The 25,646-nt window shown below is 65.1% G+C and carries 26 protein-coding genes and 1 tRNA gene; 13 read left to right on the top strand and 14 right to left on the bottom strand.

From position 1 onward, the window contains the following. Window positions 1-24: 24 nt before the first annotated feature. The 4 genes from proB to rplU all read right to left on the bottom strand — a co-directional run bounded on the left by proB (window position 25) and on the right by rplU (window position 3,181). Window positions 25-1,164 (bottom strand): glutamate 5-kinase, encoded by a 1,140-nt coding sequence (gene proB, locus ACUN9Y_RS20350; protein WP_445462564.1) that lies wholly within the window; start codon window positions 1,162-1,164, stop codon window positions 25-27. Window positions 1,165-1,222: 58 nt separating this feature from the next. Next, window positions 1,223-2,410: an Obg family GTPase CgtA gene (cgtA, locus tag ACUN9Y_RS20345; RefSeq protein WP_445462563.1), complete on the bottom strand. Its 1,188-nt coding sequence runs from the start codon at window positions 2,408-2,410 to the stop codon at window positions 1,223-1,225. Window positions 2,411-2,548: 138 nt separating this feature from the next. Continuing rightward, a complete protein-coding gene (rpmA, locus tag ACUN9Y_RS20340; protein ID WP_445462562.1) occupies window positions 2,549-2,806 on the bottom strand; it encodes a 50S ribosomal protein L27 in 258 nt (85 codons plus the stop codon). Window positions 2,807-2,869: 63 nt separating this feature from the next. Then, window positions 2,870-3,181 (bottom strand): 50S ribosomal protein L21, encoded by a 312-nt coding sequence (rplU, locus tag ACUN9Y_RS20335; RefSeq protein ID WP_445462561.1) that lies wholly within the window; start codon window positions 3,179-3,181, stop codon window positions 2,870-2,872. Window positions 3,182-3,480: 299 nt separating this feature from the next. Here rplU and ispB point away from each other — a divergent pair, with 299 nt between their 5' ends. Next, window positions 3,481-4,476: an octaprenyl diphosphate synthase gene (gene ispB, locus ACUN9Y_RS20330; RefSeq protein WP_445462560.1), complete on the top strand. Its 996-nt coding sequence runs from the start codon at window positions 3,481-3,483 to the stop codon at window positions 4,474-4,476. Between the two features lie 295 nt (window positions 4,477-4,771). Next, window positions 4,772-4,848, top strand: a tRNA-Pro gene (locus tag ACUN9Y_RS20325). Window positions 4,849-5,158: 310 nt separating this feature from the next. Here ACUN9Y_RS20325 and katE read toward each other — a convergent pair. From katE to ACUN9Y_RS20275, 10 genes are all read right to left on the bottom strand, one after another. Next, on the bottom strand, window positions 5,159-7,309 hold the full coding sequence (gene katE / locus ACUN9Y_RS20320; RefSeq protein WP_445462559.1) for a catalase HPII: 2,151 nt from the start codon (window positions 7,307-7,309) through the stop codon (window positions 5,159-5,161). A 472-nt stretch (window positions 7,310-7,781) separates the two neighbouring features. Further along, window positions 7,782-9,062, bottom strand: a complete 1,281-nt coding sequence (locus ACUN9Y_RS20315) for a TRAP transporter large permease (RefSeq protein ID WP_445462558.1) — start codon at window positions 9,060-9,062, stop codon at window positions 7,782-7,784. Between the two features lies 1 nt (window position 9,063). After that, window positions 9,064-9,558, bottom strand: a complete 495-nt coding sequence (locus ACUN9Y_RS20310; protein WP_445462557.1) for a TRAP transporter small permease — start codon at window positions 9,556-9,558, stop codon at window positions 9,064-9,066. A 123-nt stretch (window positions 9,559-9,681) separates the two neighbouring features. Continuing rightward, window positions 9,682-10,761, bottom strand: a complete 1,080-nt coding sequence (locus ACUN9Y_RS20305) for a DctP family TRAP transporter solute-binding subunit (protein WP_445462556.1) — start codon at window positions 10,759-10,761, stop codon at window positions 9,682-9,684. A gap of 105 nt (window positions 10,762-10,866) precedes the next feature. Then, window positions 10,867-11,826, bottom strand: coding sequence for a C-terminal binding protein (locus ACUN9Y_RS20300; RefSeq protein ID WP_445462555.1), 960 nt, complete (start codon window positions 11,824-11,826; stop codon window positions 10,867-10,869). A gap of 225 nt (window positions 11,827-12,051) precedes the next feature. Further along, a complete protein-coding gene (locus ACUN9Y_RS20295) occupies window positions 12,052-12,810 on the bottom strand; it encodes an SDR family oxidoreductase (protein WP_445462554.1) in 759 nt (252 codons plus the stop codon). After that, entirely contained in the window at window positions 12,807-13,826 is a 1,020-nt protein-coding gene (locus ACUN9Y_RS20290; RefSeq protein ID WP_445462553.1) for a zinc-dependent alcohol dehydrogenase, read from the bottom strand. Before ACUN9Y_RS20290 ends, ACUN9Y_RS20295 begins: the two co-directional genes overlap by 4 nt. An 81-nt stretch (window positions 13,827-13,907) precedes the next feature. Beyond that, the gene (locus ACUN9Y_RS20285; protein ID WP_445462552.1) at window positions 13,908-14,705 is read right to left on the bottom strand and encodes an IclR family transcriptional regulator; all 798 of its coding nucleotides are present in this window, start codon (window positions 14,703-14,705) and stop codon (window positions 13,908-13,910) included. Between the two features lie 358 nt (window positions 14,706-15,063). Then, on the bottom strand, window positions 15,064-16,560 hold the full coding sequence (locus ACUN9Y_RS20280; RefSeq protein ID WP_445462551.1) for a sensor domain-containing diguanylate cyclase: 1,497 nt from the start codon (window positions 16,558-16,560) through the stop codon (window positions 15,064-15,066). Between the two features lie 159 nt (window positions 16,561-16,719). Continuing rightward, window positions 16,720-16,911 carry a hypothetical protein gene (locus tag ACUN9Y_RS20275; protein WP_445462550.1) on the bottom strand — a complete coding sequence of 64 codons (192 nt, stop codon included), beginning with the start codon at window positions 16,909-16,911 and terminating at the stop codon, window positions 16,720-16,722. Window positions 16,912-16,985: 74 nt separating this feature from the next. Between ACUN9Y_RS20275 and ACUN9Y_RS20270 the strand changes: the two genes are divergently transcribed. From ACUN9Y_RS20270 to ACUN9Y_RS20220, 11 genes are all read left to right on the top strand, one after another. Continuing rightward, window positions 16,986-17,654 carry a beta-ketoacyl synthase chain length factor gene (locus ACUN9Y_RS20270; protein ID WP_445462549.1) on the top strand — a complete coding sequence of 223 codons (669 nt, stop codon included), beginning with the start codon at window positions 16,986-16,988 and terminating at the stop codon, window positions 17,652-17,654. After that, on the top strand, window positions 17,651-18,433 hold the full coding sequence (locus ACUN9Y_RS20265; protein ID WP_445462548.1) for a lysophospholipid acyltransferase family protein: 783 nt from the start codon (window positions 17,651-17,653) through the stop codon (window positions 18,431-18,433). The genes ACUN9Y_RS20270 and ACUN9Y_RS20265 overlap by 4 nt, the downstream gene beginning before the upstream one ends. Then, window positions 18,405-18,674, top strand: a complete 270-nt coding sequence (locus ACUN9Y_RS20260; RefSeq protein ID WP_445462547.1) for a phosphopantetheine-binding protein — start codon at window positions 18,405-18,407, stop codon at window positions 18,672-18,674. The genes ACUN9Y_RS20265 and ACUN9Y_RS20260 overlap by 29 nt, the downstream gene beginning before the upstream one ends. Beyond that, window positions 18,664-18,933 (top strand): acyl carrier protein, encoded by a 270-nt coding sequence (locus ACUN9Y_RS20255; protein WP_445462546.1) that lies wholly within the window; start codon window positions 18,664-18,666, stop codon window positions 18,931-18,933. The genes ACUN9Y_RS20260 and ACUN9Y_RS20255 overlap by 11 nt, the downstream gene beginning before the upstream one ends. A 6-nt stretch (window positions 18,934-18,939) precedes the next feature. Further along, a complete protein-coding gene (locus ACUN9Y_RS20250; protein ID WP_445462545.1) occupies window positions 18,940-19,482 on the top strand; it encodes a hypothetical protein in 543 nt (180 codons plus the stop codon). 80 nt (window positions 19,483-19,562) lie between these two features. Further along, the gene (locus ACUN9Y_RS20245; RefSeq protein WP_445462544.1) at window positions 19,563-21,314 is read left to right on the top strand and encodes an AMP-binding protein; all 1,752 of its coding nucleotides are present in this window, start codon (window positions 19,563-19,565) and stop codon (window positions 21,312-21,314) included. Beyond that, entirely contained in the window at window positions 21,307-22,047 is a 741-nt protein-coding gene (locus ACUN9Y_RS20240; protein WP_445462543.1) for a glycosyltransferase family 2 protein, read from the top strand. Before ACUN9Y_RS20245 ends, ACUN9Y_RS20240 begins: the two co-directional genes overlap by 8 nt. Window positions 22,048-22,083: 36 nt before the next feature. Next, window positions 22,084-23,046, top strand: a complete 963-nt coding sequence (locus tag ACUN9Y_RS20235; protein ID WP_445462542.1) for an LpxL/LpxP family acyltransferase — start codon at window positions 22,084-22,086, stop codon at window positions 23,044-23,046. Beyond that, window positions 23,030-24,586, top strand: a complete 1,557-nt coding sequence (locus tag ACUN9Y_RS20230) for an HAL/PAL/TAL family ammonia-lyase (protein WP_445462541.1) — start codon at window positions 23,030-23,032, stop codon at window positions 24,584-24,586. The genes ACUN9Y_RS20235 and ACUN9Y_RS20230 overlap by 17 nt, the downstream gene beginning before the upstream one ends. Continuing rightward, window positions 24,573-25,013: an acyl-CoA thioesterase gene (locus tag ACUN9Y_RS20225; RefSeq protein WP_445462540.1), complete on the top strand. Its 441-nt coding sequence runs from the start codon at window positions 24,573-24,575 to the stop codon at window positions 25,011-25,013. The genes ACUN9Y_RS20230 and ACUN9Y_RS20225 overlap by 14 nt, the downstream gene beginning before the upstream one ends. Continuing rightward, complete coding sequence (locus tag ACUN9Y_RS20220) at window positions 25,010-25,603, top strand: LolA-related protein (protein WP_445462539.1); 594 nt, start codon at window positions 25,010-25,012, stop codon at window positions 25,601-25,603. The genes ACUN9Y_RS20225 and ACUN9Y_RS20220 overlap by 4 nt, the downstream gene beginning before the upstream one ends. Window positions 25,604-25,646 lie beyond the last annotated feature (43 nt).

Here is a 25,646-nt window from a genome sequence, read left to right as displayed (position 1 = left end):
GCAGCGCCGCCAGGCGACCCCGTGCTACAGCACCACCAGGTTGTCACGATGGATCAGCTCCGGCGCTTCCATATAGCCGAGCAGTTCGCTGATGCGCCGGCTCGGCTGGCCGAGGATCTTGCGCGCATCGTCGCTGCCGTAGTTGACCAACCCCTTGGCGATCCGCTCGCCTTGCTCATCGACACACAGCACCATGTCACCGCGCACGAAGCTGCCTTCGGCGCGGCGCACGCCGACCGGCAACAGGCTCGAGCCACTCCCGCGCAGCACACGCACCGCGCCGGCGTCCAGGGTCAGAGTTCCCCGCACTTGCAGTTGCCCGGCCAACCAGCGCTTGCGCGCCGCCATCGGTGCCTGGTCCGGCGTCAACAGGGTGCCGAGTCGCTCGCCCCTGATCAGTCGGCAAAGCACCTCGGGCTGACGTCCGCTGGCGATCACCGTGACCGCGCCGGAGCGCGCGGCAAGCCGCGCCGCCCGGACCTTGGTGGCCATGCCACCACGACCAAGGGCCCCGCCGCCGCCAGCCACCGCGGCAAGCCGTGGATCATCGGCACGCCCTTCGGCGATCAGGCTTGCCCGCGGGTCGTGACGCGGATCGGCATCGAACAGCCCCTCCTGGTCGGTGAGAATCACCAGGGCGTCGGCCTCGAGCAGGTTGGCGACCAGGGCCCCGAGGGTGTCGTTGTCACCGAAACGAATCTCGTCGGTGACGACGGTGTCGTTCTCGTTGACCACCGGCACCACCTTGACATCGACCAGGGTTCTGAGCGCCGAACGGGCATTCAGGTAACGCTTGCGGTTCGACAGGTCATCATGGGTCAGCAGCACCTGGGCGGTCAGCAGACCGTGACGACCGAAGTGGTTCTCGTAGGTCTCGGTCAAGACGTTCTGCCCCACCGCCGCCGCGGCCTGCAAGTGGTGCACCGAGGTCGGGCGAGTCGCCCAGCCCAGACGCACCATGCCGGCCGCCACGGCACCGGATGACACCAGCACCACCTCGACCCCCGCCTGGCGCAAGGCGGCGATCTGGTCGACCCAGCCCCCGATGGCCGCATCATCGAGCCCACGACCGTCATTGGTCAGCAGCGCGCTGCCGATCTTGACCACCACGCGCCGCGCCCCGGACAGGGCGTCGCGCCCCGGTACCTGCTCTACGCTGTGCATCCTTTCCTCGCCATCGCCACGCTGGGGCAGCCGCTTCGTGCCGCCGCCCCGACCACCCTCAGGGGGCGTATTCGACCTCGACGTCGTAATCGTCGTCATCGAAGTCATCGTCGTCGATATCGTCGCGATGACGCTTGCGACCGAGGCGTGCCTCGGTACGAGCCACCGCTTCGTCTTCCATGCGCCGGCGCATTTCCATCTCGCGCTCCATGGCTTCTTCATCCTCGTTCTCGAGGGTGCGCTGCTCGGTCAACCAGCGGTAGGCCGCCTGGACCAAGGCATCGGTGCCATGGTTGGAGATCGCCGAGATGCGAAACACCGGGCCCTCCCAGCCCAAGCGCCGGACGATCTCGTCCGCCACCGCCTCACGCTCTTCCTCAGGCAGCAGGTCGAGCTTGTTGAGCACCAGCCAGCGCGGACGCTCGGCCATGGTCGGTGAGAACTGTCCCAGCTCGCGCACGATGGCCGCGGCCGCCTCGACCGGATCAGACTCATCGAACGGCGCCACATCGACCACATGGAACAACAGCCGCGTCCGGGTCAGGTGCTTCAAGAACCGCAGCCCGAGGCCGGCACCATCGGACGCACCCTCGATCAGGCCGGGCACGTCGGCCATGACGAAGTGCTCGTGCATGCCGAGCTTCACCACGCCAAGGTTCGGCACCAGGGTGGTAAACGGATAGTTGGCGACCTTCGGCTTGGCCGCCGATACCGAGCGAATCAGCGTCGACTTACCGGCATTGGGCAAGCCCAGCAGGCCGACGTCGGCCATCACCTTCATTTCCAGGCGCAGGTTACGCCGCTCACCCTCGGTCCCCGGCGTGGTGCGACGCGGCGCACGGTTGGTAGAGGACTTGAAGTGGATATTGCCCAAGCCTCGACGGCCGCCCAGGGCCACCTGCACCACCTGACCGATTTCGGTGACGTCGGCGATGACCTCGAGGGTGTCCTCGTCGATCACCGTGGTCCCGACCGGCACCTTCACGTGCAGGTCATCACCGGCACGCCCGCTCATCTGGCGGCCGCGGCCGGGCTGCCCGTTCTGGGCCTTGTAGAAACGCTGGAACTTGAAATCGATCAGCGTATTGAGGGCGTCATCACCGATCAGGTAGACACTGCCCCCGTGACCGCCGTCGCCACCGTCCGGGCCACCCTTGGGCACGTACTTTTCGCGCCGGAAGCTCAGGCAACCGTTACCGCCATTGCCTGCCTCCGCGATGATCGAGGCTTCGTCGACGAACTGCATCTGTCATTCTCCTGGCGGATCCTGTCCACCATGATACAAGAAGGCCCCGCAGATAGCGGGGCCTTCTCTGGTCGCTCCGACACTGTCAGAGCCAAAACATCCGCTCCGGCCGGCGCGACCTTCTCAGCTCGGGCGGTCTCAGGCGGAGACGACGCTCACGAACTTGCGGTTCTTCGGACCCTTGGTCTCGAACTTGATCACGCCTTCGTTCAGTGCGAACAGGGTGTGATCCTTGCCGATGCCAACACCGGTGCCGGCGTGGAACTTGGTGCCACGCTGACGCACGATGATGTTGCCCGGGGTCGCTGCCTGGCCGCCATACAGCTTGACGCCAAGGCGTTTGCTTTCACTATCGCGACCGTTACGTGTGGAGCCGGCTGCCTTCTTATGAGCCATTGCAAAGTCCTCGCTCGTTAGGGGAATAATCCGCAACGCTGCTTGCCCGAGGGCAAGGCGTCTTTAGGCAGAAATTCCGGTGATTTTGACTTCGGTGAACCACTGACGGTGGCCCTGACGCTTCATGTGGTGCTTACGGCGACGGAACTTGATGATGGTCACCTTCTCGCCACGGCCGTGAGCCACGACTTCAGCAGAGACCTTGGCACCGGACACCAGCGGGGCGCCGACGGTGACGTCGTCGTCGTTACCGACCAGCAGAACTTCGTCGAACTCGACGCTTTCGCCGGTGGGAACTTCCAGCTTCTCGAGCTTGAGGGTCTGGCCTTCCTGAACGCGGTACTGCTTGCCGCCGCTCTTGATCACTGCGTACATGCTTTCTCTCCAGAAACTCATCGGGGTTGGCTCTTGATCGACCTGCTTCGAGTGGCGCCCCTTTTGGCAGCCATCTGACAGGGAGCATGGATGAGTGGGCCGCGGATTATAAACCAGTCTCGCCCGCATGCACAAGCCATGAAGCCGCGTCAACCAGGGTCCCCGCGCACACGGGCCTCACATGGCCGCATAAAGTCGGCCCTTGTGCGACTTGGCCGTCTTGACGCCCCCATGGGGGGCCCATAGCATGACCGGCAACCCAAGGCCCACGGCCCCATCTACCAGTCGAAGTCGCCTTCATGCCCGTCAACGCCACGCCATCACGCCCCGCTCCCTCGCCGATTCACGCCGTGGTCGCCGACGACTTCAGCGCCGTCAATCGCACCGTCCTCGACCAGCTCGCCTCGCGTATCCCCCTGGTCGAAACCATCGGCCAGTACATCATCGAAAGCGGCGGCAAACGGCTGCGCCCCCTGCTGGTACTCCTTTCGGCCCGAGCCCTGGACTATCGCGGCGACCAGCACATCGCGCTCGCCACCCTGATCGAGTTCATGCACACCTCGACCCTGCTGCACGACGACGTGGTCGATGAATCGCATATGCGTCGCGGCAAGGCCACCGCGAATGACGCCTGGGGCAACGCCCCCTCGGTGCTGGTCGGCGACTTCCTCTACTCGCGCTCGTTCCAGATGATGGTCGAGATCGGCTCCATGCGCATCATGGAGGTGCTGTCCAAGGCCACCTGCACCATCGCCGAAGGCGAAGTCCAACAGCTGACCAACGTCGGCAACCCCGACACCGACGAGGCGGCCTACTTCGACACCATCATGGGCAAGACCGCAATGCTGTTCGAGGCGGCCTCCCATAGCGGCGCGATCATCGCCGGCGCCAGCCCCGAGCAGGAACAGGCCCTGGCCGCCTACGGCCGTTACCTGGGCCTGGCCTTCCAGCTCATCGACGACCTGCTCGATTATCAGGGCGACGCCGAAGCCATGGGCAAGAACGTCGGCGACGATCTGGCCGAAGGCAAGCCCACCCTGCCCTTGATCCAGGCCATGGCCGTGGGCACGCCGGAGCAGACCAAGCTGGTCCGCCGCGCGATCCGCAAGGGCGGCCTCGATCACCTGGACGAAGTGCTCGCCATCGTCGACAGCACCGGCGCCCTGGATTACACCCGGGCCAAGGCCGAAGAGATGTCGGCCTTGGCCCTGAACGAGCTCAAGCACTTGCCGCCGTCGGAGTTTCGCGATGCCATGGCCCAACTCGCCCGCCTGGCCGTCGAGCGCAAGACCTAATATCCAAGAGCTGAGAGCCGAGAGCTAAGACATGGCGAGTGGCCAGCACTGCCGCTACGGCGACGCACCACCAGCCGTCGCAGGAATGGCGAAAGCAGGCGAGCCGGCAGAACGACACTGGCGAGCGCTCCGGGGCAGAGGCATGCGCCGGCGCCAGGACGGACATGTGCCAGAAAAGCCCGGTAAGCGAAGGACGAGACTGTAAAAAAATGCGCAACCAAGGCGCTGCAGGGTTGCAACGCACAGTGGGATCCGTATACTACGCAACCGTTGAGGCGCACACCTCAGCGAAGATCGGAGTATAGCTCAGCTTGGTAGAGCGCTGCCTTCGGGAGGCAGAGGTCGTAGGTTCGAATCCTGCTACTCCGACCACAGATTTCAAGACCGCCGCCCAGGCGTTGCCGGGCGGCGGTTTTTTTTGGCCACAAGCGCCACCTCTGCCACGTCGAGCCTACCCTCAGCCGCCCGACGGAGCGTCCAGCCTTGTCCCATGCCGGAGCACTCATCAGGGTGTTGCATCATCCAATGGATCGCGCCCACCGAGCCAGACCGCCATCAACGTCGACCGTCGATCCGCTGAAACGCCCCGAGGAGATACCCCGGGGGCTCACCTCGGCCAACCCGGTCATCCATCGACGGCTCGCTTGCCATGGCCCCCTCGGATTGGTCTCGGCGGCATCGATCAGGCCGGCATCTGATTGGCCTTGGCGTCTCGCGACCAGACCCGGTGACCGAGCAGCGCTTGGCGGAAGTCCGCGTAGACCCCATCGACCGAACCCCCGAGCACGATGCCCTCTTGCGGTGCCGAAATGCCCGCGGCATCGAGCAGGTGGCGGGCGTCGCCCAGGCCGGCGATTGGCTTCAAGTGCTTGAAGGCCTCCTGGAGATAGTAGCGCCCTTGGCCTGAACCACTCAGCGCCTCAACGCTCTCGGCTCCGCCTGCCACGACCACCGCATCCAGCGTGACAGAAGGCTGGCCGTTGAGCATCGCGTCAGGGGTCAGACTGGCCCCCTGGACGGTGTTCACCGGGGCCATCGACGGAGCAATGATCAAGCCCGCGGCGCCCTCCTGCTCAAGCTTGCTCTGCAGCGCCTCGACCTGATCACCATCGACACCATCCGCCACCAGGATAGCGACCTTGCGATAACGAATATCCGGCTGCTGGCGGTGCAGTAGACTCAACGCCGCGGAGGCAGCCAACGCCGACTTGCCGAGCTCCTCGTTCGGCGCCGGGGCTTGGTCTGGCGGTTCGATGCCGTGCTTCTCACCGACTCGGCGCGCCAGCCCCATGTCGATGTTGGGCAGGATCTCCTGGATGACCCGCTGGCGAATCCAGGGCCGCTCGACCTTGGACAGCTCGAAGGCATAAGCCGCGATGATATGCTCTTGCTCGACCTCACTCTGACTGTGCCAGAAGAGCCGCGCCTGGGAGTAATGGTCGCCGAACGACTCGCTACGGGCCCGAACCTTGTGGGCGTCGATGCGCTCGTTGTGGCTCTCGAAACCGCCGTTCTCCGGTGCCGGAGGCGTCTCACTGGGCCAGCCGCCATCGATGGAGTTGGGCTCGTAGGAGGCCTGTCCCTTGTTGATGGTCTGGCGATGCGGCGCATCCCGCTGGTGATTGTGAAAGGGACACACCGGCTGGTTGATCGGGATCTCGTGGAAGTTGGGTCCCCCCAGGCGCAACATCTGAGTATCCAGATAGGAGAACAGCCGGCCCTGCAGCAGCGGGTCATTGCTGAAGTCGATGCCGGGCACCACGTTGCCGGGGTTGAAGGCGACCTGCTCGGTTTCGGCAAAGTAGTTGTCGGGATTGCGATCGAGCACCATCTTGCCGATCGGAGTGACCGGCACCTGCTCTTCAGGGATCAGCTTGGTCGGATCCAGTATATCGAAGTCGAAGGCGTGCTCGTCTTCTTGCTCAACGACCTGGATGCCAAGCTCCCATTCCAGCGGATCGCCGTTTTCGATATCTGCCCACATCTCACGACGGTTGAAGTCGGGATCCCGCCCCCAGAGCTTCTGAGCCTCGTCCCAGATCAGCGAGTGGGTCCCCGCCAACGGCTTCCAGTGGAACTTGACGAAGCGAGCCTTGCCGTCACGATCGATCAACCGGAAGGTGTGCACGCCGAAGCCTTCCATATAGCGAAAATGGCGTGGAAAGGCGCGATCCGACATGGTCCACAGCACCATATGGGCGCTCTCGGGCATCAACGACACGAAGTCCCAGAAGGTATCGTGGGCCGACTGACCCTGCGGTATCTCGTTGTGGGGCTCGGGCTTCACGGCGTGCACCAGGTCCGGAAACTTCATCGCATCCTGAATGAAGAACACGGGCATGTTATTGCCGACCAGATCCCAGTTGCCCTCATCGGTGTAGAACTTGACGGCGAACCCGCGCACGTCGCGCACGGTGTCGTTCGAGCCACGGGCGCCCTGCACGGTAGAGAAGCGCACGAAGACCGGTGTTTTCTGGGCCGCATCCTTGAACAGCCCCGCCTTGGAATAGCGTGCGGCCGACGAATAGGGCTGAAAGTGGCCATGCGCCGCCGCCCCCCGAGCATGAACGATGCGCTCGGGTATCCGTTCATGATCGAAGTGGTTCATCTTTTCGCGAAAGACGAAGTCTTCCATCAGGGTGGGGCCACGCTCCCCCGCCTTGAGCGAATTGTGGTTATCGGCGATGCGGGTACCCTGATTGGTACGCAGGTCATGGCGTTCGGCATCGCTTCGGTAGGTCGCCAGGCGATCGGACTTACGCTCGCCATCGTTGCGATGCTCGGTGTCCTGGGCAGGGCCACGGTTGGATTCGGTGTGAGGATTATTGGCCATGAACAAACACTCCTTTGCTCGTGGAGAGCGGGGCTTCTTGCCGATCTGTCAAAAAAGCCCACGCTGTCTCGTTAGCATAGATGTCTTGTACAACTTCCCCGTTATAGGGAATTCGCCACTACGCCACAAACCCTCCCTCGCCCATTTCCGCTCGACAGTAGAAAATATATTGTTAAATATCAACTTTTTACATAACAAGCACACCCTCACCAAACTTCGATCTTTACACACCATACCCACCCATTACATTTTCTCACCGCCACCCGTCGCCGAGGAGATTCCCACGAGCCTCCCGCCGCCTTGGGCGACTCAGGACCGTGGCGTTCAGCTTCGGCGCATGGGTCAAAGGCCAGGGGCCCACCACGCAGATGCCCCCTTGGCCTCGCGACCAGGGGGCGTCTTCTCCACGGACACGCGGCCAAGCCAGCAAGCGTCAGCGAGATCGAAAACCGAACGATCTCGCCGAGTCCCTTCAGCCAAATAGCGACAGCAGCGCCAGCGACAGCGCCGGCACGTAGGTGATCACCAGCAGCGACAGGATCATCGCGATCACGAAGGGAACGATGCCGCGAATCACGGTCTCGAGCGATGTATTGCCTATTCGCGCCGCCACGAACAGATTGATGCCGAGTGGCGGTGTGATGAAGCCGATGGCCAGGTTGACCACCATGATGATGCCGAAGTGCACCGGATCGATGCCGATCTGGATCGCCACCGGATAGAGAATCGGCGACAGCACCAGAATCGCCGGCGTCGTGTCCATCACGCAGCCAACGATCAGCAACAGCACCAGGATGAGCAATAAAAGCAGCACCGGGCTACCCGACACCTGCAGCATGGCATTGGCGATGGCCACCGGAATCTGCTCGATGGTCAGTATCCGGGCGAAGGTCGAGGCGCAGCCCAGGATCACCATCACCGTCCCCGTCGTCGCGCAGGAGGCGGCCACCGTCTTGAAGATGTCTCGGGGAGACAGCTCGCGATGGATGAAGACTCCACAGACGAAGGCATAGACGGCCGCCACCGCGGCGGCCTCGGTGGGGGTAAATATCCCCGCATAGATGCCCCCGAGGATGATCACGGGGTTGAGCAGCGCCCACTTGGCTTCCCAGACCAGGCAGAGGGTCTGGCGCATGTCGAAAGGCGTCTCGTCCCCCTTCCATCCCATTTTCTTCGAGTAGAAGTACGAGTAGAGAATCAGCACCAGGCCGATCATCAGACCCGGCAACACTCCCCCGAGGAACATGTTGGAGATCGAGGTGCCGGTGGACACGCCGTAGAGCACCATGGGAATCGACGGCGGGATGATGACACCGATGCTGCCGGCGGCGGCGACCAGCGCCAGCACGAAGGACTTGGAGTAGCCTGCCTGAAGCATCGTCGGCACCACCATGGAGCCGACCGCCGCCACCGTCGCCGGGCCCGAGCCCGAGACCGCGGCGAAGAACATGCACACCACCACGGTAACGATGGCCAGGCCCCCGGTGAAGCGACCGAAGAACGCCGAGGCCACCGACAGGATTCGCCGCGACACGCCGCCGGCCCCCATCAGATCGCCGGCGAGGATAAACAGCGGAATCGCCATGATCGGGAAGCTATCCGTCGCCGACACCAGGGTCTGGGCGACGTACAGCTCGGACAGGGTACCGAAGCTCAGGATCGTGATCACACAGGCGAGGCCGATCGCGATGCCGACCGGTACATTGAGAATCAATAGAACGACAAGGCCAGCAAAGAGCACCGTAGCGGTCATCTCACACTTCCTCTTCGACGGCGGCTTGTGGATGCTTCAGTCGCCAGGTAATGGTTTGCACCTGGCGCAGCGTGGTCAGGGCAAAGCCGACGAAAGGCGCGGCGTAGACGATCCACAGCGGCACACTCAGCGCCGGCGAGCGCTGGCCTAGCATCATCTGTCGCCCGATCACCTCCCAGGAGGTCCACACCACGTAAAGCGCAAAGGCCAGAAACAGCACGTCACCCAGGATCACCACCCACCGGCGCGCCGCCCGCGGGAACAGCTTCAGTCCGGCGTCGATCTTGATATGGCGCATCTGCCGGGCACCGTAGCTGATGCCGAGATAGATCAACCAGATAAACAGATAGCGAGCGAGCTCTTCTGACCAGGACAGCGAGGCCCCCATGACGTAGCGCATGAACACCTGCACCGCAAGAATGCCCGCCATCAACATCATCAATGCCACACACACCGAAATTTCGGCGTACTCATCGAGCCAATTCACGACTTTCATCCGCTCTCCTCCTGTTCCCTGGGCGCGGTCTTGGCCGATTCCTCCAGCCAAAAAGATGGGACGCCCCCGCTATGCCATAAGGGGCGCACCGTGGGTCTTGTCTTGGTGCAAAGACGCCGCGCCTTACTCGTCGAGAAGCTGGTCGAGGTAGTCAGGGTGCTCCATCTTCGACTTCACCAGGTCGTAGATATCGGCATCGCGAATCGCCTGCTGCCAGGGCTGTTTCTGCGCCGGCGTAATCTCGGTAACGACGACGCCCAGGTCGACGAACTTGGCCAGAATGTCACCCTCGACCTCCTGGGAGCGCTGGCGCTGGAAGTCCGTGGTTTGATCGATAGCCGCTTCGATGACCTGCTGCTGCTCTGCACTGAGCGACTCGTACCGGTCGAGGTTCATGAACACGACGTACGGCGTGTAGACATGCTGCGTCAGCGACACATGGTCCTGAACTTCCTGGAAGCGGTTGCTGTCGATGATGCCCAGCGGGTTCTCCTGAGCATCCACGGTGCCCTGCTGAAGCGCGGTAAACAGCTCCGTAAAGGCCATCGGTGTCGGATTGGCACCGAAGGCCCGCCAGGCCGCCAAATGCACCTCGTTCTCCATGGTGCGCACCTTCATGCCTTCCAGGTCAGACGGCGCGACGACCGCCTTGCCACTATCGGTAAAATTGCGAAAGCCGTTTTCCCAGAACCCGAGCCCCTTGAGGCCCTTGCTCTCGAGCGACGCAAGGATGTTCTGCCCGATCTCGCCGTCGAGCGCTGCGTAGGTCGCCTCGGGCGACAGGAACAGGAAGGGAGAATCGAACAGGTACAGGTCCGGAAACAGATTCGCCATCGGGCTGGTGGAAGACACACCGATATCGATATCACCGAAGATGGTGCTTTCGGTCACCACCCGGTCGTCGCCGAGCTGGTTGTCCGGAAACAGGTTGATCTCGATCTCGCCGTCGGTGCCTTCCTCCACCAGACGCTTGAACTCGACTCCCGCCTCCTTGGCCGAGACCGACGTGACGTTGGACATGCGCAGGGTATCGGCCTGGACCGCAACGGGTACCAGGGATAGGGTTGCGGCGGCGATCGCGACGCTGCATGCCGATAGCTTGAGCCGCGCGCTCCGGAACCCGGTGCTGGTACGCTGCGCCGGTGGGCGCGGCGAGAGCTGACGTGTAACGCAGGACGCGGGGCTAACCAAGAACTGAGCCATGGTGTGTTCCTTGTTGGTATTGTGGGTTGCCAGAGTCTGGCGGCGTGACTCGTCTCCACCGCAAGGGCTCGGCGGTGGTGACCTGGCGGCACTACAGCCGCCGATTCAGCGTGGGGTGTTCACTGGCCACATGACCGCCTCACCACGCGCAAAGCGCACGGCTTCTTCGGCGACCTTGCGCTTGAGCTCTTGGGCGGCGTCTTCTGAGTACCAGGCCATGTGAGGCGTGATCAGGCAGTTGTGTTGCGCCCACAAGGGGCTATCGGGTGTCAGCGGTTCGTGCTCGGTGGTATCGAGCCCGGCCCCGGCGATGTGGCCCCTGGCCAGGGCCTCGGCCAGCGCCGCTTCATCGATGATGCCGCCGCGGGAGGTGTTCACCAGATAGGCGCCGGGGCGCATGCTCTCAATGGCTGCGGCATCGACAAGGTGATGGGTGTCATCGTTTAACGGGCAAAACAGCGCGATGATATCGGCCTGGCGAAACAGCGCATCGAGCGCCACCGGAGTGATGAAGTCGGTGCCATCGGCGGCGTTCGGCGTGTAGAAGCGATCATGCCCCACCAGCGCGAAGCCCAGCGCATGCATCTTGGCGGCGTAGAGGCGTCCGATGCGCCCAAGGCCGATCAAGCCCAGGGTCTGAGTCGACTGGCGCCGAATCGGAACCGCCTCGATGTAATTCCAGCGTCCGGCGCGACATGAGGCGTTCATCGGCACGATGCGACGGGTCAGCGCCAGGGTCAGCGCGACGGCGTGGTCCGACACTTCGTGCATGCCATAGTCCGGCACGTTACAGACCTGAACGCCGGCGTCGCTGGCCGCCTCGAGATCGACGTTGTTGACGCCGACCCCATAACGGACGATCTGCTTGAGCCGGGGTAGCGCTTCCAGCACCCGGCGGGTAAAGGGGGCGTATTGATTGAGGACGATATCGGCGGCGGCCACCTGCGCGATAAGGTCGTCTTCACTGCGACAGGCCAGCAGCGGCGCCTCGAACCCGGCCTCAGAGAAGATGGCCTGTTCGATATCATGGTCTGCGTGGTCAAGATCCGAAAATACAATGCGCATTGCCTGACTCCCTTCAAGGTCCCAGCTCTCTTGGTCCCAGCTCTCTTGGTCCACCGCTGGCTTGGTCCACCGTCGGCTTGGTCCACCGTCGGCTTGCTCCACCGCTGGCATGGCGCCGCGGACATGGCCCGCGGACATGACGCAGCGCACTCGGGGCCAAAGCCCCTGCCCGTCGCCGGGCCGCGCTGCCAGGAGGCCCTTTCGGGCCAAGGTCTCCAGGCCCCGTCAGCGCCCCAAGTACCCCCCGTCCACCGGCAACGTGACGCCGTGGACATAGTCCGATGCGCTTGAGGCCAGAAACAGCAGCGGCCCCTTCATGTCTTCACCGCTGCCCCAGCGACCGGCCGGAATCCGGGCGGTAATCTCGGCGTTGCGCCCTTCGTCGGCGAGCAGCGCGGTATTCATGTCGGTGGCCATGTAGCCGGGCGCGATGGCATTGACGTTGATGCCCTGTGCGGCCCATTCGTTGGCCAGCGCCTTGGTCAGCTGCATGACCCCACCCTTGCTCGCGGCGTAGGCAGGAACGGTGTAGCCGCCGAAAAACGCCATAAGCGAGGCGATATTGATGATCTTTCCCCCGCCCTGCTTGAGCATCACCCGACCGGCCAGCTGCGCCAGTTCGAACACCGCGGTCAGGTTGACCTCCAGCACATCGTTAAACTCGTCCAAGGGGAAGGCTTCGCTTGGATGGCGGCGCTGGACCCCCGCCGCATTGACCAGGATGTCGAGGCGCCCCCCAAGCGCCTCGATGGCGCGGTCGAATCCCTGACGGCGTGAGCTCGCATCGGCCAGGTCGATGATGACGCCATGGCACAGCCGCCCGCCGTCAGACAACCCTCGCGCCACGTCCGTGGTCGTGTTGGAGGAGCCGACTATCACCACCTCGGCGCCGGCCTCGAGCAAGGCTTCGGCCATGCCGAGGCCAAGGCCTCGGGTACCACCGGTCACCATGGCCTTGCGGCCGCTTAGATCGAACAGGTTCATGTTTGGCAATCCACTAAAATCTTGACGGTATTGATGCCTGGGTCCGCAATCATGGCGAAGATCCCCGCCGACTGAGACAGCGGCACCACCTGGGTGATGGCCCGCTCAAGCGTCTCGGCGAGCGCCGCGGCCAAGGGGATGGCGCTGCCGAACTCCGCCTTGGTGTACACCCGCGAACCGACCAGCGTGAGTTCCTTGAAGTTCACGTCGATCAAGGCCACCGGGGGTGCGGACTTGTGGGTCGCGGTCAGGCAGATGGTGCCCCCCACTCGGGCCACCTGGGTCATCTCCAAGGCCGCGCTCACCACCCCGGAACACTCGAAAACCGCATCTGCGCCGTCCCCCGTGGTGACCGCGTTGACATGCGCGATCAGGCTGTCACTGCCCACATCGACAGCGTCGAATCCGAGTTCTCGACAGAGTTCGAGCCGGGCCGGATCCACGTCCGAGATCACGACCATCGAGGCCCCTGCGTGACGCAGCACCATGGCGGTGAGCAGCCCGATCGGCCCGGCCCCCATCACCACGGCCCGCTGCCCGAGTGCAAAACGCGCCTGGTGAACGGTGCGAACCACCACCGCCAAGGGCTCCACCAGCGCCGCCACACGGTCCGAGAGCCCATCGGGCACCTTGAACAGGACCTCCTCATCGATCCACAGGTGCCCGGTCAGGCCGCCATCCCGGTCGATACCGATCAGGCGCAGGTTGGCGCAGACATGGGGCGTGCCGTGGCGGCACGGGTAACACTGGCCACAGGAGATCAGGGGGTAAGCCACGACTCGGTCCCCCGGCACGAACTGCGAGCCTTCTGGGCTCTGCTCGACGACCCCCACGAATTCGTGACCCAGCACCAGGGGCGCCTGGGCCCGCGGATGTTTGCCGGAGAAGATACCGATGTCTGTCCCGCAGATACCGCAGTAGGTCATGCGCACCTTGACTGCGCCCTGCCGGGGCTCGGCGACCGGCACATCGCGCACCTCAACGTTATTCGGACCGATGTAGACCAATGCATCCATGTTGCCCCCCTGAACCCTTCGTGTTGTTCGGCGTTACGTCATTCGTTCCGCGGCGCATCGTGCCACCGCTCCGGCCTATGCCTACTCTTCCCGACAGCGCCCCAAGGCCCGGGATATGTGTTCCGCGGCCGACTTCACGACCGGGCCCAGCTCATGCATGCGCGGCTCCGACAAGAAGCTGATGACACTGGTCACGCTGACCGCGGCAACGGCCCGGCCGGCGTGATCGTGCACGGCGGCCGCGACACAGCGGATGCCGACCTCGTTCTCTTCCCAGTCGTATGTCCACCCGCGCACGCGTGACGCCCGCAGGTCACGGGCGACTTCGGCCAAGGGCCGCAGCGCCGGACGATCGCTGCACCGGGCATCGAAGCGTCGCAGCGCCTCGTAGGCGTCCGGCCAGCTCGACTCCCGCGCCTTCGCCAGCATTGCCTTGCCCATGGCGGTCGCCAGCGCCGGCATGCGCACTCCGGTGCGCGAGCGCATTTCGACGCTACGCATGCCGGGCAGCTTGTCGAGATAGAGCACCTCGCCGTTATCGAGAATGCCGAAGTGCACGGTGTCTCGGGTCGCCGCGGCGAGGGCCTCCAGATGAGGGCGCGCCAGGTCCACCAGCGGGCGCTGTTCGGCGGCGCGCTCGCCAAGCTCGATCAACCGCGCGCCGAGAAAATACCCCTTGTAGGGCACATGGTGCAGATAGCCCTCCGCCACCAGGCTCGACAAGGTGCGAGCAATGGTGCTGCGCGGTACGCCGAGGGTTTGCGCAAGGCTCTTGACGGTCGATACGCCGCGTCCCACGCACTGCATCAATGCCAACCCTCGCAGCAGCGTCTGGGTGCCAGCGTCGCGTCGCGCCTTTACCGAGCCTCGTTCGTTCATCGCCCCTCCTGAGTTGGGGCAAGTGAAGTCAACGCCGTAAACTCGGTCAAATAACGCCACAAGCACCCAAATAGTGAGATAGGCGATATCCGCCCGGGGCGCTTCGGGTCGTTCTGTCGACTTCTTCTTCAAAACACCGGGAGTCTGGGCCTTTCTTTCATGCTCCAGGATGAGTCGTTTCATCCCGCTCGCCGGAATCGGCCAGGAGAACGCTCCAAGACCCAATCACATCAGCACAGGAAGCGATTCAAAATGCGAGTTCCAGCAAAATTCACCCACGGGGAAACGTCGAGGTCCCAGGACAGGGATCTCTCGCGACAGCAGCGTGATGGAGACAGCAGGGCAAACAGCTCCGCTGCTAGCCTGCGTAACACATGACGCGGTTACGTCCGGCGTGCTTAGCGGCATAGAGGGCACTATCTGCCCAGGCCAGGGCCAGGGTTCGCCGCGCATCCAGGTCATCGCCGCCCAGGGGCAGCTTGGCCATCCCCAGGCTGATCGAGATATCCACCAGGCGAATCGCCATGGCATCGTTGCAGGCGTCGCGGTGCATTCCACCGGTATCGATACGAAACGGCGTGCCGCAGACCCGACGACGGATTCGCTCTGCCAGCGCCTCGGCATCGTCGTCGTCCAGGTTGCGCATCAGCACGGCGAATTCTTCGCCACCGACTCGCACCAAGCCATCGCCCACGCGAAGTTCGGAGCGAATCCGCCTCGCCAGCAACTTGAGCACCCCGTCGCCGACCAGGTGACCGTAGCGATCGTTGATGGCCTTGAAGTGATCGATATCCAGCAATACCAGATGAACGGGCGGCGAGGTCTCCCTCACCGAGGCCAGCCATTCCTGCAACAACCGGTCCATGCCACGACGATTCAAGACACCGGTCAGGGCATCGAATTCGGAGGCTTCGCGAGCGCTCTGCTCACTCCTCTTGCGCTGACTGATCTCGATGATCACTCCCGATACGCCCTGGGCCAGGCCCCGCTCGTCGCGGCTGACCTCGGCCATGACCTCGTGCCACACCCAGCGTCTGTCAGGGCCACTATCGAGGCGAACGTCGAGGCGCCACTGGGCGTCATCGCTCGCCATGCAGCGCCTCAGGCTCTCCCACAAAAGGCCGCGGTCATCCCGGTGAACATGGGCCAGCATCCTTCTCACCGGCACGCGCGGGTACGTCTCGGGATACCCCAGCAAGACCTTCAGTGCCCGGGAGCACCACACCCGACCATTGCGCAGGCTGACCTCCCAGACGCCACACCCGGTAATCCGATGAAACAGCTCGATCTGGCGTGAGCGGCTGGTCAATTGATGACGATAGATCGCCGCCGCGATCAACTCGGCGGCGGCGGACAGCGCGTCGAGGCCGGCGCCCTCCCAGCCGATCGCACGCTCACAGTCGTCCACCCCAAGGGTGCCCCACCAGTGGCCGTGGACGAAGATCGGAACGGTCGCCATGGACTGAATGCCCTGACTCTCCAGATGGCTCTTTAGCGGCCCTTGGGCCATGCTTGGCACACAAATGTCTTGGCGTCGCCCGGCCAGACGGTCATCGACCAGGCGTCGATAGAGCGGGTCGTTCAACGAGGAGGCGAAGAAGCGAAAACGCCGCTGGGTAAGCTGGCGGTAGCGAGCGTCGGCGGCCCACTCGAAGACGTAGTCCTGCACCACGGCGTCGGTCTGGAGCTCCAGCAATTGAAAGATCCACACGCGGCTGGCACCGGTAGCAGGCCCCAGTGCCTCGATCAGCAGCTCGACACCATCGGCCCAGTACTCGGCATCTTTTAGCGCCTGGCCTCCGCGGACCAACGCCGCCAGGCACCGATCGGCACGAATAGGCGAATCCGACCCCATAGGTTCCCGCTCCCCGCTACGTCCTGGTCGTCCCGGTCGTCCTGGCGACCGCCTCTAGCACCCGCTCGACGCATCCCATTCGATATGGCTTATGTAACGTACCATCGCCGGCATGAACGGAGGCCAAGCCCGGGCACCACACCGAGGTATACGTAGGAATCATTCAACGCTTTTCCAGCGTTCCCCATCACCCTCGACGCGCAGACCGACAGCCGCGTGGCCGTGCGAGGCGAAGCGCTCGCCGACCCACCGGTTTGGCACAATAGCGTAAAGCGCAAATTCGCCAGACGGCGACAAGAACACGGGGTTTTCCGTTTTTTCGGCATCAAATTGGCGCAAGTTGACGATCACGTCCGAGGGACTGTGCTTGGACGCAGCACAGTTCCGCGCTAAAATTCACGTTTTCACTCAGGCACCCCAACAGCATGGAACAAATACGCCTAAGTGACTGGTTAGGCTGGCGTCCCGGCGACCACCACGCCGCCACCTCCTCGCGTCTGCTGCCCTACGACACGCCCGGCAGTTCATTGCCGGCGATGCTCAGACGGCGCCTGGACGGCGCCGGTCGCGCCACCTGCGACATCCTCGCCGGCCTCGACCCCGAGGCACGCTTCCCGCTGGTGCATGCCTCACGCCATGGCGATGCCAACCACACCCTGTCCATGCTCAAGGCCCTGGCCAACGACGAGGCGCTGTCACCCACACGCTTCTCGATGTCGGTGCACAACGCCACCCTCGGCGTTCATGCCATCGCCAATCAACATCGTCGTCCGCTACAGGCGCTCGGCGCCGGCGGCAACGAATTCGAGGCCCTACTGTGGGAAGCCGCAGGCTACCTGCATGAGGGCCATGAGGCGGTCGTCATCGTCTTCAGCGAAGGCACGCTGCCCGACGAGTACGCCTCCTGTACGGCTCACCCCGGCTATGCCTGCGGCGTTGGCCTGCGCCTGACTCGCAGCCACGGGGTCACGCTGCTTGCCGCCCCCACCCCGGAGTCGCCGACCTCCCCGACGCCCGACGAGGTCATCGACTGGCTCAGCGGCCAGCGCCGCCATCTCGATGCCACCCAACGCTGGACGCTGGGGCAGGCATGACGCTGGATCAGTGGCGACGCGGCGCCGGCACCGCGCTGTCCTTCACCGCTTTCGGTATCGGCGGTCTGGCCATCGGGCTCGTCGTTGCACCGCTGCTGCGCCTCGGAGTCCGCGATGGCACACGGCGACAGCGCTTGGCGCGTCGCGGTATCCGGCACGCCTTTCGGGCGTTTATCGGCTTGATGAGTGGGCTCGGCGTTCTCGACTATCGCCTCGAGGGCGGCGAGCGGCTCGCCCGCCCGGGTCGCTTGATCGTGGCCAACCATCCCTCGCTGATCGACGTGGTCTTTCTGCTCGCCCACACCCCCAATGCCGACTGCATCGTCAAGGGCCGGCTCGCCACCAATCCCTTCACGCGAGGCCCGATACGCGCCGCCGGCTACATCACCAACCGTGACCCCGAGGCGCTACTCGACGCGGCACGCAGCAGCCTGGGCCAGGGCAATTCATTGATCCTGTTCCCCGAAGGCACCCGCACCACACCGGGCCGGCCGATCAGGTTTCGCCGCGGCGGCGCCAACATCGCACTGCGTACCGATACCCGCATCACCCCGGTGTTGATTCGCTGTTCACCGACCACGCTGACCAAGGGCGAGCCCTGGTACCACATCCCCAAGCGCAAGGTTCACCTGAGCCTGCATGTTCTCGACGACCTGCCGCCAGAGCAGGCGTCCGATCAACCGACGAGCCAGCGCGCCCGGCAGCTGACGCGGGAGCTGAGCGACTATTTCAATAGGGAACTGGAGCGCCATGAGCGAAACCACACCGCTGTCGCTTGATCTCAAGCACATGATCATCGACACCCTCGAACTCGAGGACATCACCCCGGACGATATCGACGATCACGCTCCGCTGTTTGGCGAGGGCCTGGGGCTGGATTCCATCGACGCCCTGGAACTCGGCCTGGCCCTGCAGAAGCGCTACGGCGTGAAGCTGGACGCGGAAGCCGAGGAGACGCGTCGCCATTTCGCCAGCCTGGCAGCGCTCGAGGCGCTGGTGGAGGAACGCCGTGCCAACTGATGCCATCCAGCGGGTCAGCCGGGAGCAGATCCTTGCCCACGTGCAGCGCACCCTGGTGGAGCTGTTCGAGGTATCGCCCTCGGAGGTTCCCCCCGACGCGCGGTTGTACGAAGACCTGGACATCGACAGCATCGATGCCGTCGACCTGGTGGTCGAGTTGAAACAATTCACCGGCCGGCGCATCAATCCCGAGGCCTTCAAGTCCGTGCGCACCATCGACGACGTGGTCGACGCCGTCGAAAACCTGATGCGCGACTGAGGCGGCGTGCGCTTTCTCGCCATCCTCGCCACCACCCTGGCGACCGGCCTCGCCCTGGCCTGGCCGCTGACGGTCTGGTGGCTGCAGGGCGCCCTCGGCCCCTGGCCATTGCTGCTGATCGGCTGCGGTCTGATCGCCTGGCGCCTGCCCCAGGCCCGAGGGCTGGCCGTGGTCGCCGCCATCGTGCTGCTGGCGGTGGGGCTCGTGGTCGATGCCGAGCTCGGCATGCGCGGCTATCCGGTGGCCGTCAATGCCGTGCTGTTGGCGACCTTCGCCCTGAGCCTGTGGCGTGGCATGCCGGTGGTCGAGCGCCTGGCGCGGATCAAGGAGCCTGAGCTACCGGCGCGTGGCGTGGCCTATACCCGCCGAGTGACCCAAGCCTGGTGTCTGTTCTTCGTGATCAATGGCACCCTGGCGGCCTGGACGGCGCTCTATGCCGACCTGGCCGCCTGGTCGCTGTACAACGGCGTGATCAGCTACGCCCTGATCGCGCTGATGTTTACCGGCGAGTGGTGCTGCCGCCGTCGCCTGCAACGGTCCGCTCCGTGAACCACACGGCGAACAGTCCGTCAGACCATGGGGCAGATCGCTCGCCCAATCGCTCTGCAACAAGCCCAGTGAATAGCGCCATGAATAACCGCGACAACCACAGCTCCGCCACGGCCAGCACGGCGACGCTGTCGCCGGATGCCGAGCGACCAGCCGCCCCGGGCCACTATCTGCCGCTGACGCAGTCGCCCTGGCGGCGCGCCTTGAGTCCTCCTCGAGCCCTGCCCGAGCGTTGGTGTCGCCCCGACCAGTTACGCGGGCGCATCGACGCCTGGCGGGTATGGCTCGCCACCCAGCCCATGGGCCGCTGGTTGGTCATTGAACCCGACCCACGCGCCTTTACCGCCGCGTTGCTGGCACTTTGGGAAACCGGTCGCAGCGCCGTGCTGCCTGGCGACGACCGTCCCCAGACCCTGGCTCGTCTCACGCCTCTGGTCGAAGGCTCACTGCCGGCAACGCCGCCACCGCCGAGCCAGGCACCGCCGCCGACCCCGGTGCCGATCGACCCCGAGGCCGAAGCCGTGGTGCTCTATACCTCCGGCTCCACGGGCAAGCCGGTGATGCAGCCGAAGCGCTTTCGCCAGCTCGAAAGCGAGCTCGACCGTCAGGCCGAGCTGTGGCCGCTGGAAGGCGCCGCCGTGATCTCCCAGGTCAGCCACCAGCATATCTACGGGCTGCTCACCGGCATCCTGCGCCCACTGTGCCACGGTGTGCCGTTCTGCGGCGCCGAGAACCGCTACCCCGAGGCCATGGCCGAGCGCCTGGCCGAGGCCAGCGACGCCGGACTCGGCGCACGCCTGGTCTCGTCCCCGGCCCAGCTCTCGCGGCTCCCGGAGCATCTGTCGTGGCCGTCCGCGGCCATGGTGTTCTCCTCCGGGGCGCCGCTGGCCTTGCGCGATGCACAGCGCTGCGAACACCTGCTGGGCGCGCCGGTGATCGAACTCTATGGCAGTACCGAAACCGGGGGCATCGCCCATCGCCGCCAGACACTGAGCGAAGCCTGGACCCCATTGCCCGATGTCGAGATCGCCCTCGGCGACGGCACCCTGTCGCTGCGTTCGCCGTTTCTCGCCAGCCCCCAGGAATGGTGGCAACAGGCCGACCGAGTCGAGCCCGCGGCGAACGGCTTTCGCCTGCTTGGCCGCAGCGACCGCGTGGCCAAGATCGGCGGCAAGCGCATCTCGCTGACCGCTACCGAACGATACCTGCGCCAATACGCGACCATCGACGATGCTCACTGTCTCGATCTTGAGCGACGCGATGGCCGCCTCGGCGTGGTGGTGGCAATGGCCGCGGAGACACTGCCCCACCACCATGCCAGCCGCCGCGCACTGGTCACGACGCTGCGCGACCATCTCGCGACGCTGCTCGAGCCCGTCGCCATTCCCCGCTATTGGCGCTTTGTGCAGGCGCTGCCGATCAACAGCCAGGGCAAGCGCGATCACGCCACACTAAGGCGCACCTTCGACGACCTCGATGATGATCGCCTGGCACGCTGGCTGGGTGCCAGCGTATGCGACGGCAAGCACGTCATCGCCCTGGAGGTTCCGGAGCGGCTGCGCTACCTGCAAGGCCATTTCGACCAGTTCCCCCTGGTGCCCGGCGTGGTCATGATCCAATGGGCCATCCACCACGCTCGCGAGACATTCACCGGGCTTGGCGCCTTTCGCGGCGTCGAGCGCCTCAAGTTCCAGAAGGTTCTGCTACCGGGTCAACGTCTGGCGTTGACCCTGGAGCATCGCAGCGACGGGATCGCCTTCGGTTTCGACTCGAACCTGGGGCGACACGCCAGCGGTCGCGTCCGTTTCGTCCAGGAGCCCCGCGATGCCTGAGCTGCGCCCCTGTGCCATCGTGCCCGTCTACAACCATCCCGATACGATCGCCGCGGTCTGCGCCGAGCTCGCGGCGCAGGGCCTGCCGGTGGTGCTGGTGGACGATGGCTGCGATGGTGCCTGTCGTCATGCCCTGGAACGTCTCGAGGCCGGCGGCCATCATCTCGTCACCCACGAGCGCAACCGTGGCAAGGGGGCCGCGGTACGCTCGGGGCTGGCCGAGGCCGAGCGGCTCGGCTACAGCCATGGGTTGCAGGTAGACGCCGACGGCCAGCATCACAGCGACGATCTGCCGGCCTTCCTCGCGGCCATGCACCAGGCGCCGGAGGCCCTGATGGTGGGCTACGCCTGCTATGACGACAGCGTGCCGAAGGCACGGCTCTATGGCCGCTACGCCACCCATGTCTGGGTGTGGATCAACACCTTGTCACGCCATATCCGCGACACCATGTGCGGCGTTCGCCTGTATCCGTTGGCCGCGGTGAATGCCCTGCTCGACAGGCACCACTGCGGCAACCGCATGACCTTCGACACCGAAGTACTGGTCCGCTGGTACTGGTCGGGCGGCGCCCTCCACAACCTGCCGGTGCGTGTCCACTATCCCGCCCATGGGGTGAGCCACTACGCCATGGGTCGCGACAACGCCCAGCTCAGCCTGATGCATGCCCGTCTGTTCTTCGCCATGTGGCCGCGGGTCCCGAGCCTGATACGGCGTCGCAGGAGGCAGCCATGAGCGCCAGGAGACAGCCATGAGCGCCAGGAGACAGCCATGAGCCGCAGAACAAGCGCCATGAGCCGCCAGCATTGGGCCAGCATCGGCGAGCGCGGCACCCTCTCGGGCATGCTGTTCATGGTCAAGCTGAGGGGCCTCGGGGACTGGCCCTTCAAGCTGCTGCTATGGCCGGTGATCCTGTGGTATTACGCCTCGCACCGCCTCGCCCGGCGCGCCTCGCGGGACTACTGGCGGCGCCTGGAGCCGCATCTCGGCCGTCACCCTCTGGCGCTCAGGCGCCGGAGCTTCCGGCACTTCTTGAGCTTCGGTTATTCGCTGATGGACAAGGTCGCCGCCTGGAACGGTGAATACCCGCCCTCGCGCCTCGCTGGCGATGGCGTCCAGCGCTTCGCTACCGCCGTCAACGAGGGGCAGGGTGGTCTGATACTGGTCGACCACCACGGCAACCTGGAGGTGGTCAACGCCCTGAGCGAGCGCCACCCGAGCCTCGACCTCACCGTCATCATGCACACTCGCAACGCGCGCAAGTTCAACGAGCTGCTCGAACGGGCCACCGGCCGTCGTCAGCCCGACATCCTCGAGGTCAGCGAGATCTCTCCGGCCAGCGCCCAGCGGCTGGACGAGCGCATCCGCGGTGGCGGCTTCGTGGTCATCGCCGCCGACCGCGCCCCGCCCAACGACGGGCGCACCCGTTCCCTCGACTTCCTTGGCGCCAAGGCTCCCTTCCCCGACGGCCCGTTCGTTCTCGCCACGCTGCTGCGCTGCCGGCTCTATCGCCTGGCCTGTGTGCGCGAAGGCGACGGTTTCCTGGTCGACTTCGATCTCATCGATGACACCACCCGGCTATCGCGGCGCGACCGCGGCACCTGGATGGCGACAACCATGCAACGCCACGCCGACGATCTAGCTGAGCGGGTGCGGCGTCATCCACTGCAGTGGTTCAACTTCTTTCCCTTCTGGCACGCCCAAGAGACCTTCGACCATGACGCATCGCGCTGAGCCACCCTCCCCGCTGATCCTCTCGGGCCAAGCCCTCTGCCTCGAGGATGTGCTGGCGGTGGCCGAAGGCCAGCGCCATGTGGCGCTGGCCGATACCCCCGAATTCCGTGCTCGCATTACCCGCGGGCAGCGCTTTCTGGAGCGCCTGCTCGACGAAGATGGCGTCGTCTATGGTGTCACCACCGGCTACGGCGATGCTTGCACGCGCCCGGTCGCCGCCGCGGACATCGCCAGCCTGCCCCACCAGCTATTCACCTTTCACGGCTGCGGCATGGGCCAAGCCCTCAGCGTAGAAGCCGCCCGCGCGGTGGTGCTGGTACGCCTGGTGTCGTTGTGCCAGGGCGTTTCCGGGGTCAGTCTCGAGCTCCTCGAGCGCCTGACCTGGTTGCTGGAACACGACGTCATGCCGGTCATCCCCGAGGAAGGTTCCGTCGGTGCCAGCGGCGACCTGACGCCGCTGTCGTACCTCGCCGCCGTGCTGTGCGGTGAACGCGACGTGTTCGATGGCGGCGAGCGACGCCCCGCCGCCGAGGCCCTGGCCGAGCGCGGACTGGCGCCCTATCGGCTCAAGCCCAAGGAAGGCCTGGCGCTGATGAATGGCACCGCCGTGATGACCGCCCTCGGTGTGCTGGCCTTCGCCCGCTGCGACTACCTAGCCGGGCTTGCCACGCGCATCACCGCGCTGTCGGTGCAGGCGCTGGACGGCAACCCTTACCACTTCGACGCTGAGCTGTTCGCGGCCAAGCCCCATCCAGGCCAGCAACGGGTGGCCGCTCGCCTGCGCGAGGATCTTCATGCCCCCGCGACGCCGCGCAACTCGCCACGCCTGCAGGATCGCTATTCGACCCGTTGCGCGCCCCACGTCATCGGCGTGGTCGAAGACGCCCTGCCCTGGTGGCGCCAGTTTCTGACCAACGAACTCAACAGCGCCAACGACAACCCGCTGATCGACGCCGAGGCCGGTAAGGTCATGCACGGTGGCCACTTCTACGGTGGCCACGTGGCCTTCGTCATGGACAGCCTCAAGCAGGCCGCCGCGAACCTCGCCGACCTGCTCGACCGCCAGTTGGCGTTGCTGGTCGACAGCCGCTACAACCACGGCCTGCCGAGCAACCTGAGCGGGGCCAGCCCCGCGCGCCTGGCGCTGAACCACGGCTACAAGGCCGTGCAGATCGGTGCCTCCGCCTGGACCGCCGAAGCGCTCAAGCTGACCATGCCGGCCAGCGTGTTTTCACGCTCCACCGAATGCCATAACCAGGACAAGGTCAGCATGGGCACCATCGCCGCCCGCGACGCACTGCGGGTCCTCACCCTGGTCGAACAGGTCGCCGCGGCCACCTTGCACGCCGCCGCCCAGGGCGTCGAGCTGCGCAGCCGACTGGCCGCCAGCGACCCCACTCCCGACCGCCTGTCGGCCTTCGTCGATCGCCTGCGCGAGGACATCGCGCCGCTCGGCGAGGACCGCGCCCTCGATCACGACTTGAATCGCCTCTGCGGCCTGATTCGTCTCCGCCACTGGAGCCTGTATGACGCCGGATGATCGCCCCCTGCCCCGGGCCGAAATCGAGCTCGAGGTACCGTTTCACGATGTCGACATGATGGAGGTCGTCTGGCACGGCCACTACGTGCGCTATCTCGAGATCGCCCGCTGCCGACTGCTGGACGCCATCGACTACAACTACCCGCAGATGCGCGCCTCAGGCTTTGCCTGGCCGGTGATCGACCTGCGCTTGCGTTACGCCGCCCCGGCGCTGTTTGCCCAACGCCTGCGCATCGAGGCACGCCTCAGCGAGTGGGAGCACCGCCTCAAGGTCGACTACACCCTCCGCTGTGCCGACACCGACAAGCGCCTGACTCGCGCCTGGACGGTGCAGGTGGCGGTTGGCCTCGATGATCGCGAAATGCGCCTGGTCTCGCCCGACGCCCTTATCGAGCGCTTGCTCGCCTGGCAGGAGACTCAGTCATGATACGAGCGTCCCTCCTGGTGGCCTCGGCCACCCTATTGACCTGGGGTCTGTGGGCCAGCACCGCGCTAGCCGTCGCCGCTACCGGCCCGGCCACCAACGCACTCGATCTGGATGCCCTCGGCGAACGGTTAAGCCACGAGGTACCAGCCTGTGTGACCTTCGAGCAGCATCGCTGGATGGAAGACCTCGGCACCGAACTGCCAAGCACCGGCTATTTCCGTCGCCACCCCTCGGGACTGGTGTGGCAGACCCTGAGCCCGGTGGAGGACCGCATCGAGCTCTCCGCCGACAACCGCGACCTCCCGCCGGGATTCAAGGCGCTGCTGCCGGTGCTGACCGGCCTGCTGGAAGGCGACTGGGATAGCCTCGAGCACCACTTCCGGGTAGATCTCAGCGGCTCGATGGCGGCCTGGCAGGCCGAGCTTGCACCGCGCGACGCGGCCATCGCCGAACGCCTTAAGGGCGTCAGCCTCAGCGGCGGCGATGCGGTCGAACGCCTGGAGGTGGCCTTCGTCGACGGCGACCAGCTCGCGCTCGGCCTGACGCCGGTCGACTGCGCCGACCTGCCCGGCGGGGCCGAGGCCCCGTGACACCTCCCACGCCGCGAAGTGGCGGCCTCCGCGCGCGCGCGAG

Source organism: Halomonas sp. V046 (assembly GCF_052645355.1).
Note: the sequence above shows the minus strand (reverse complement) of the source record. Positions and strands in the feature narration are given on the sequence as shown.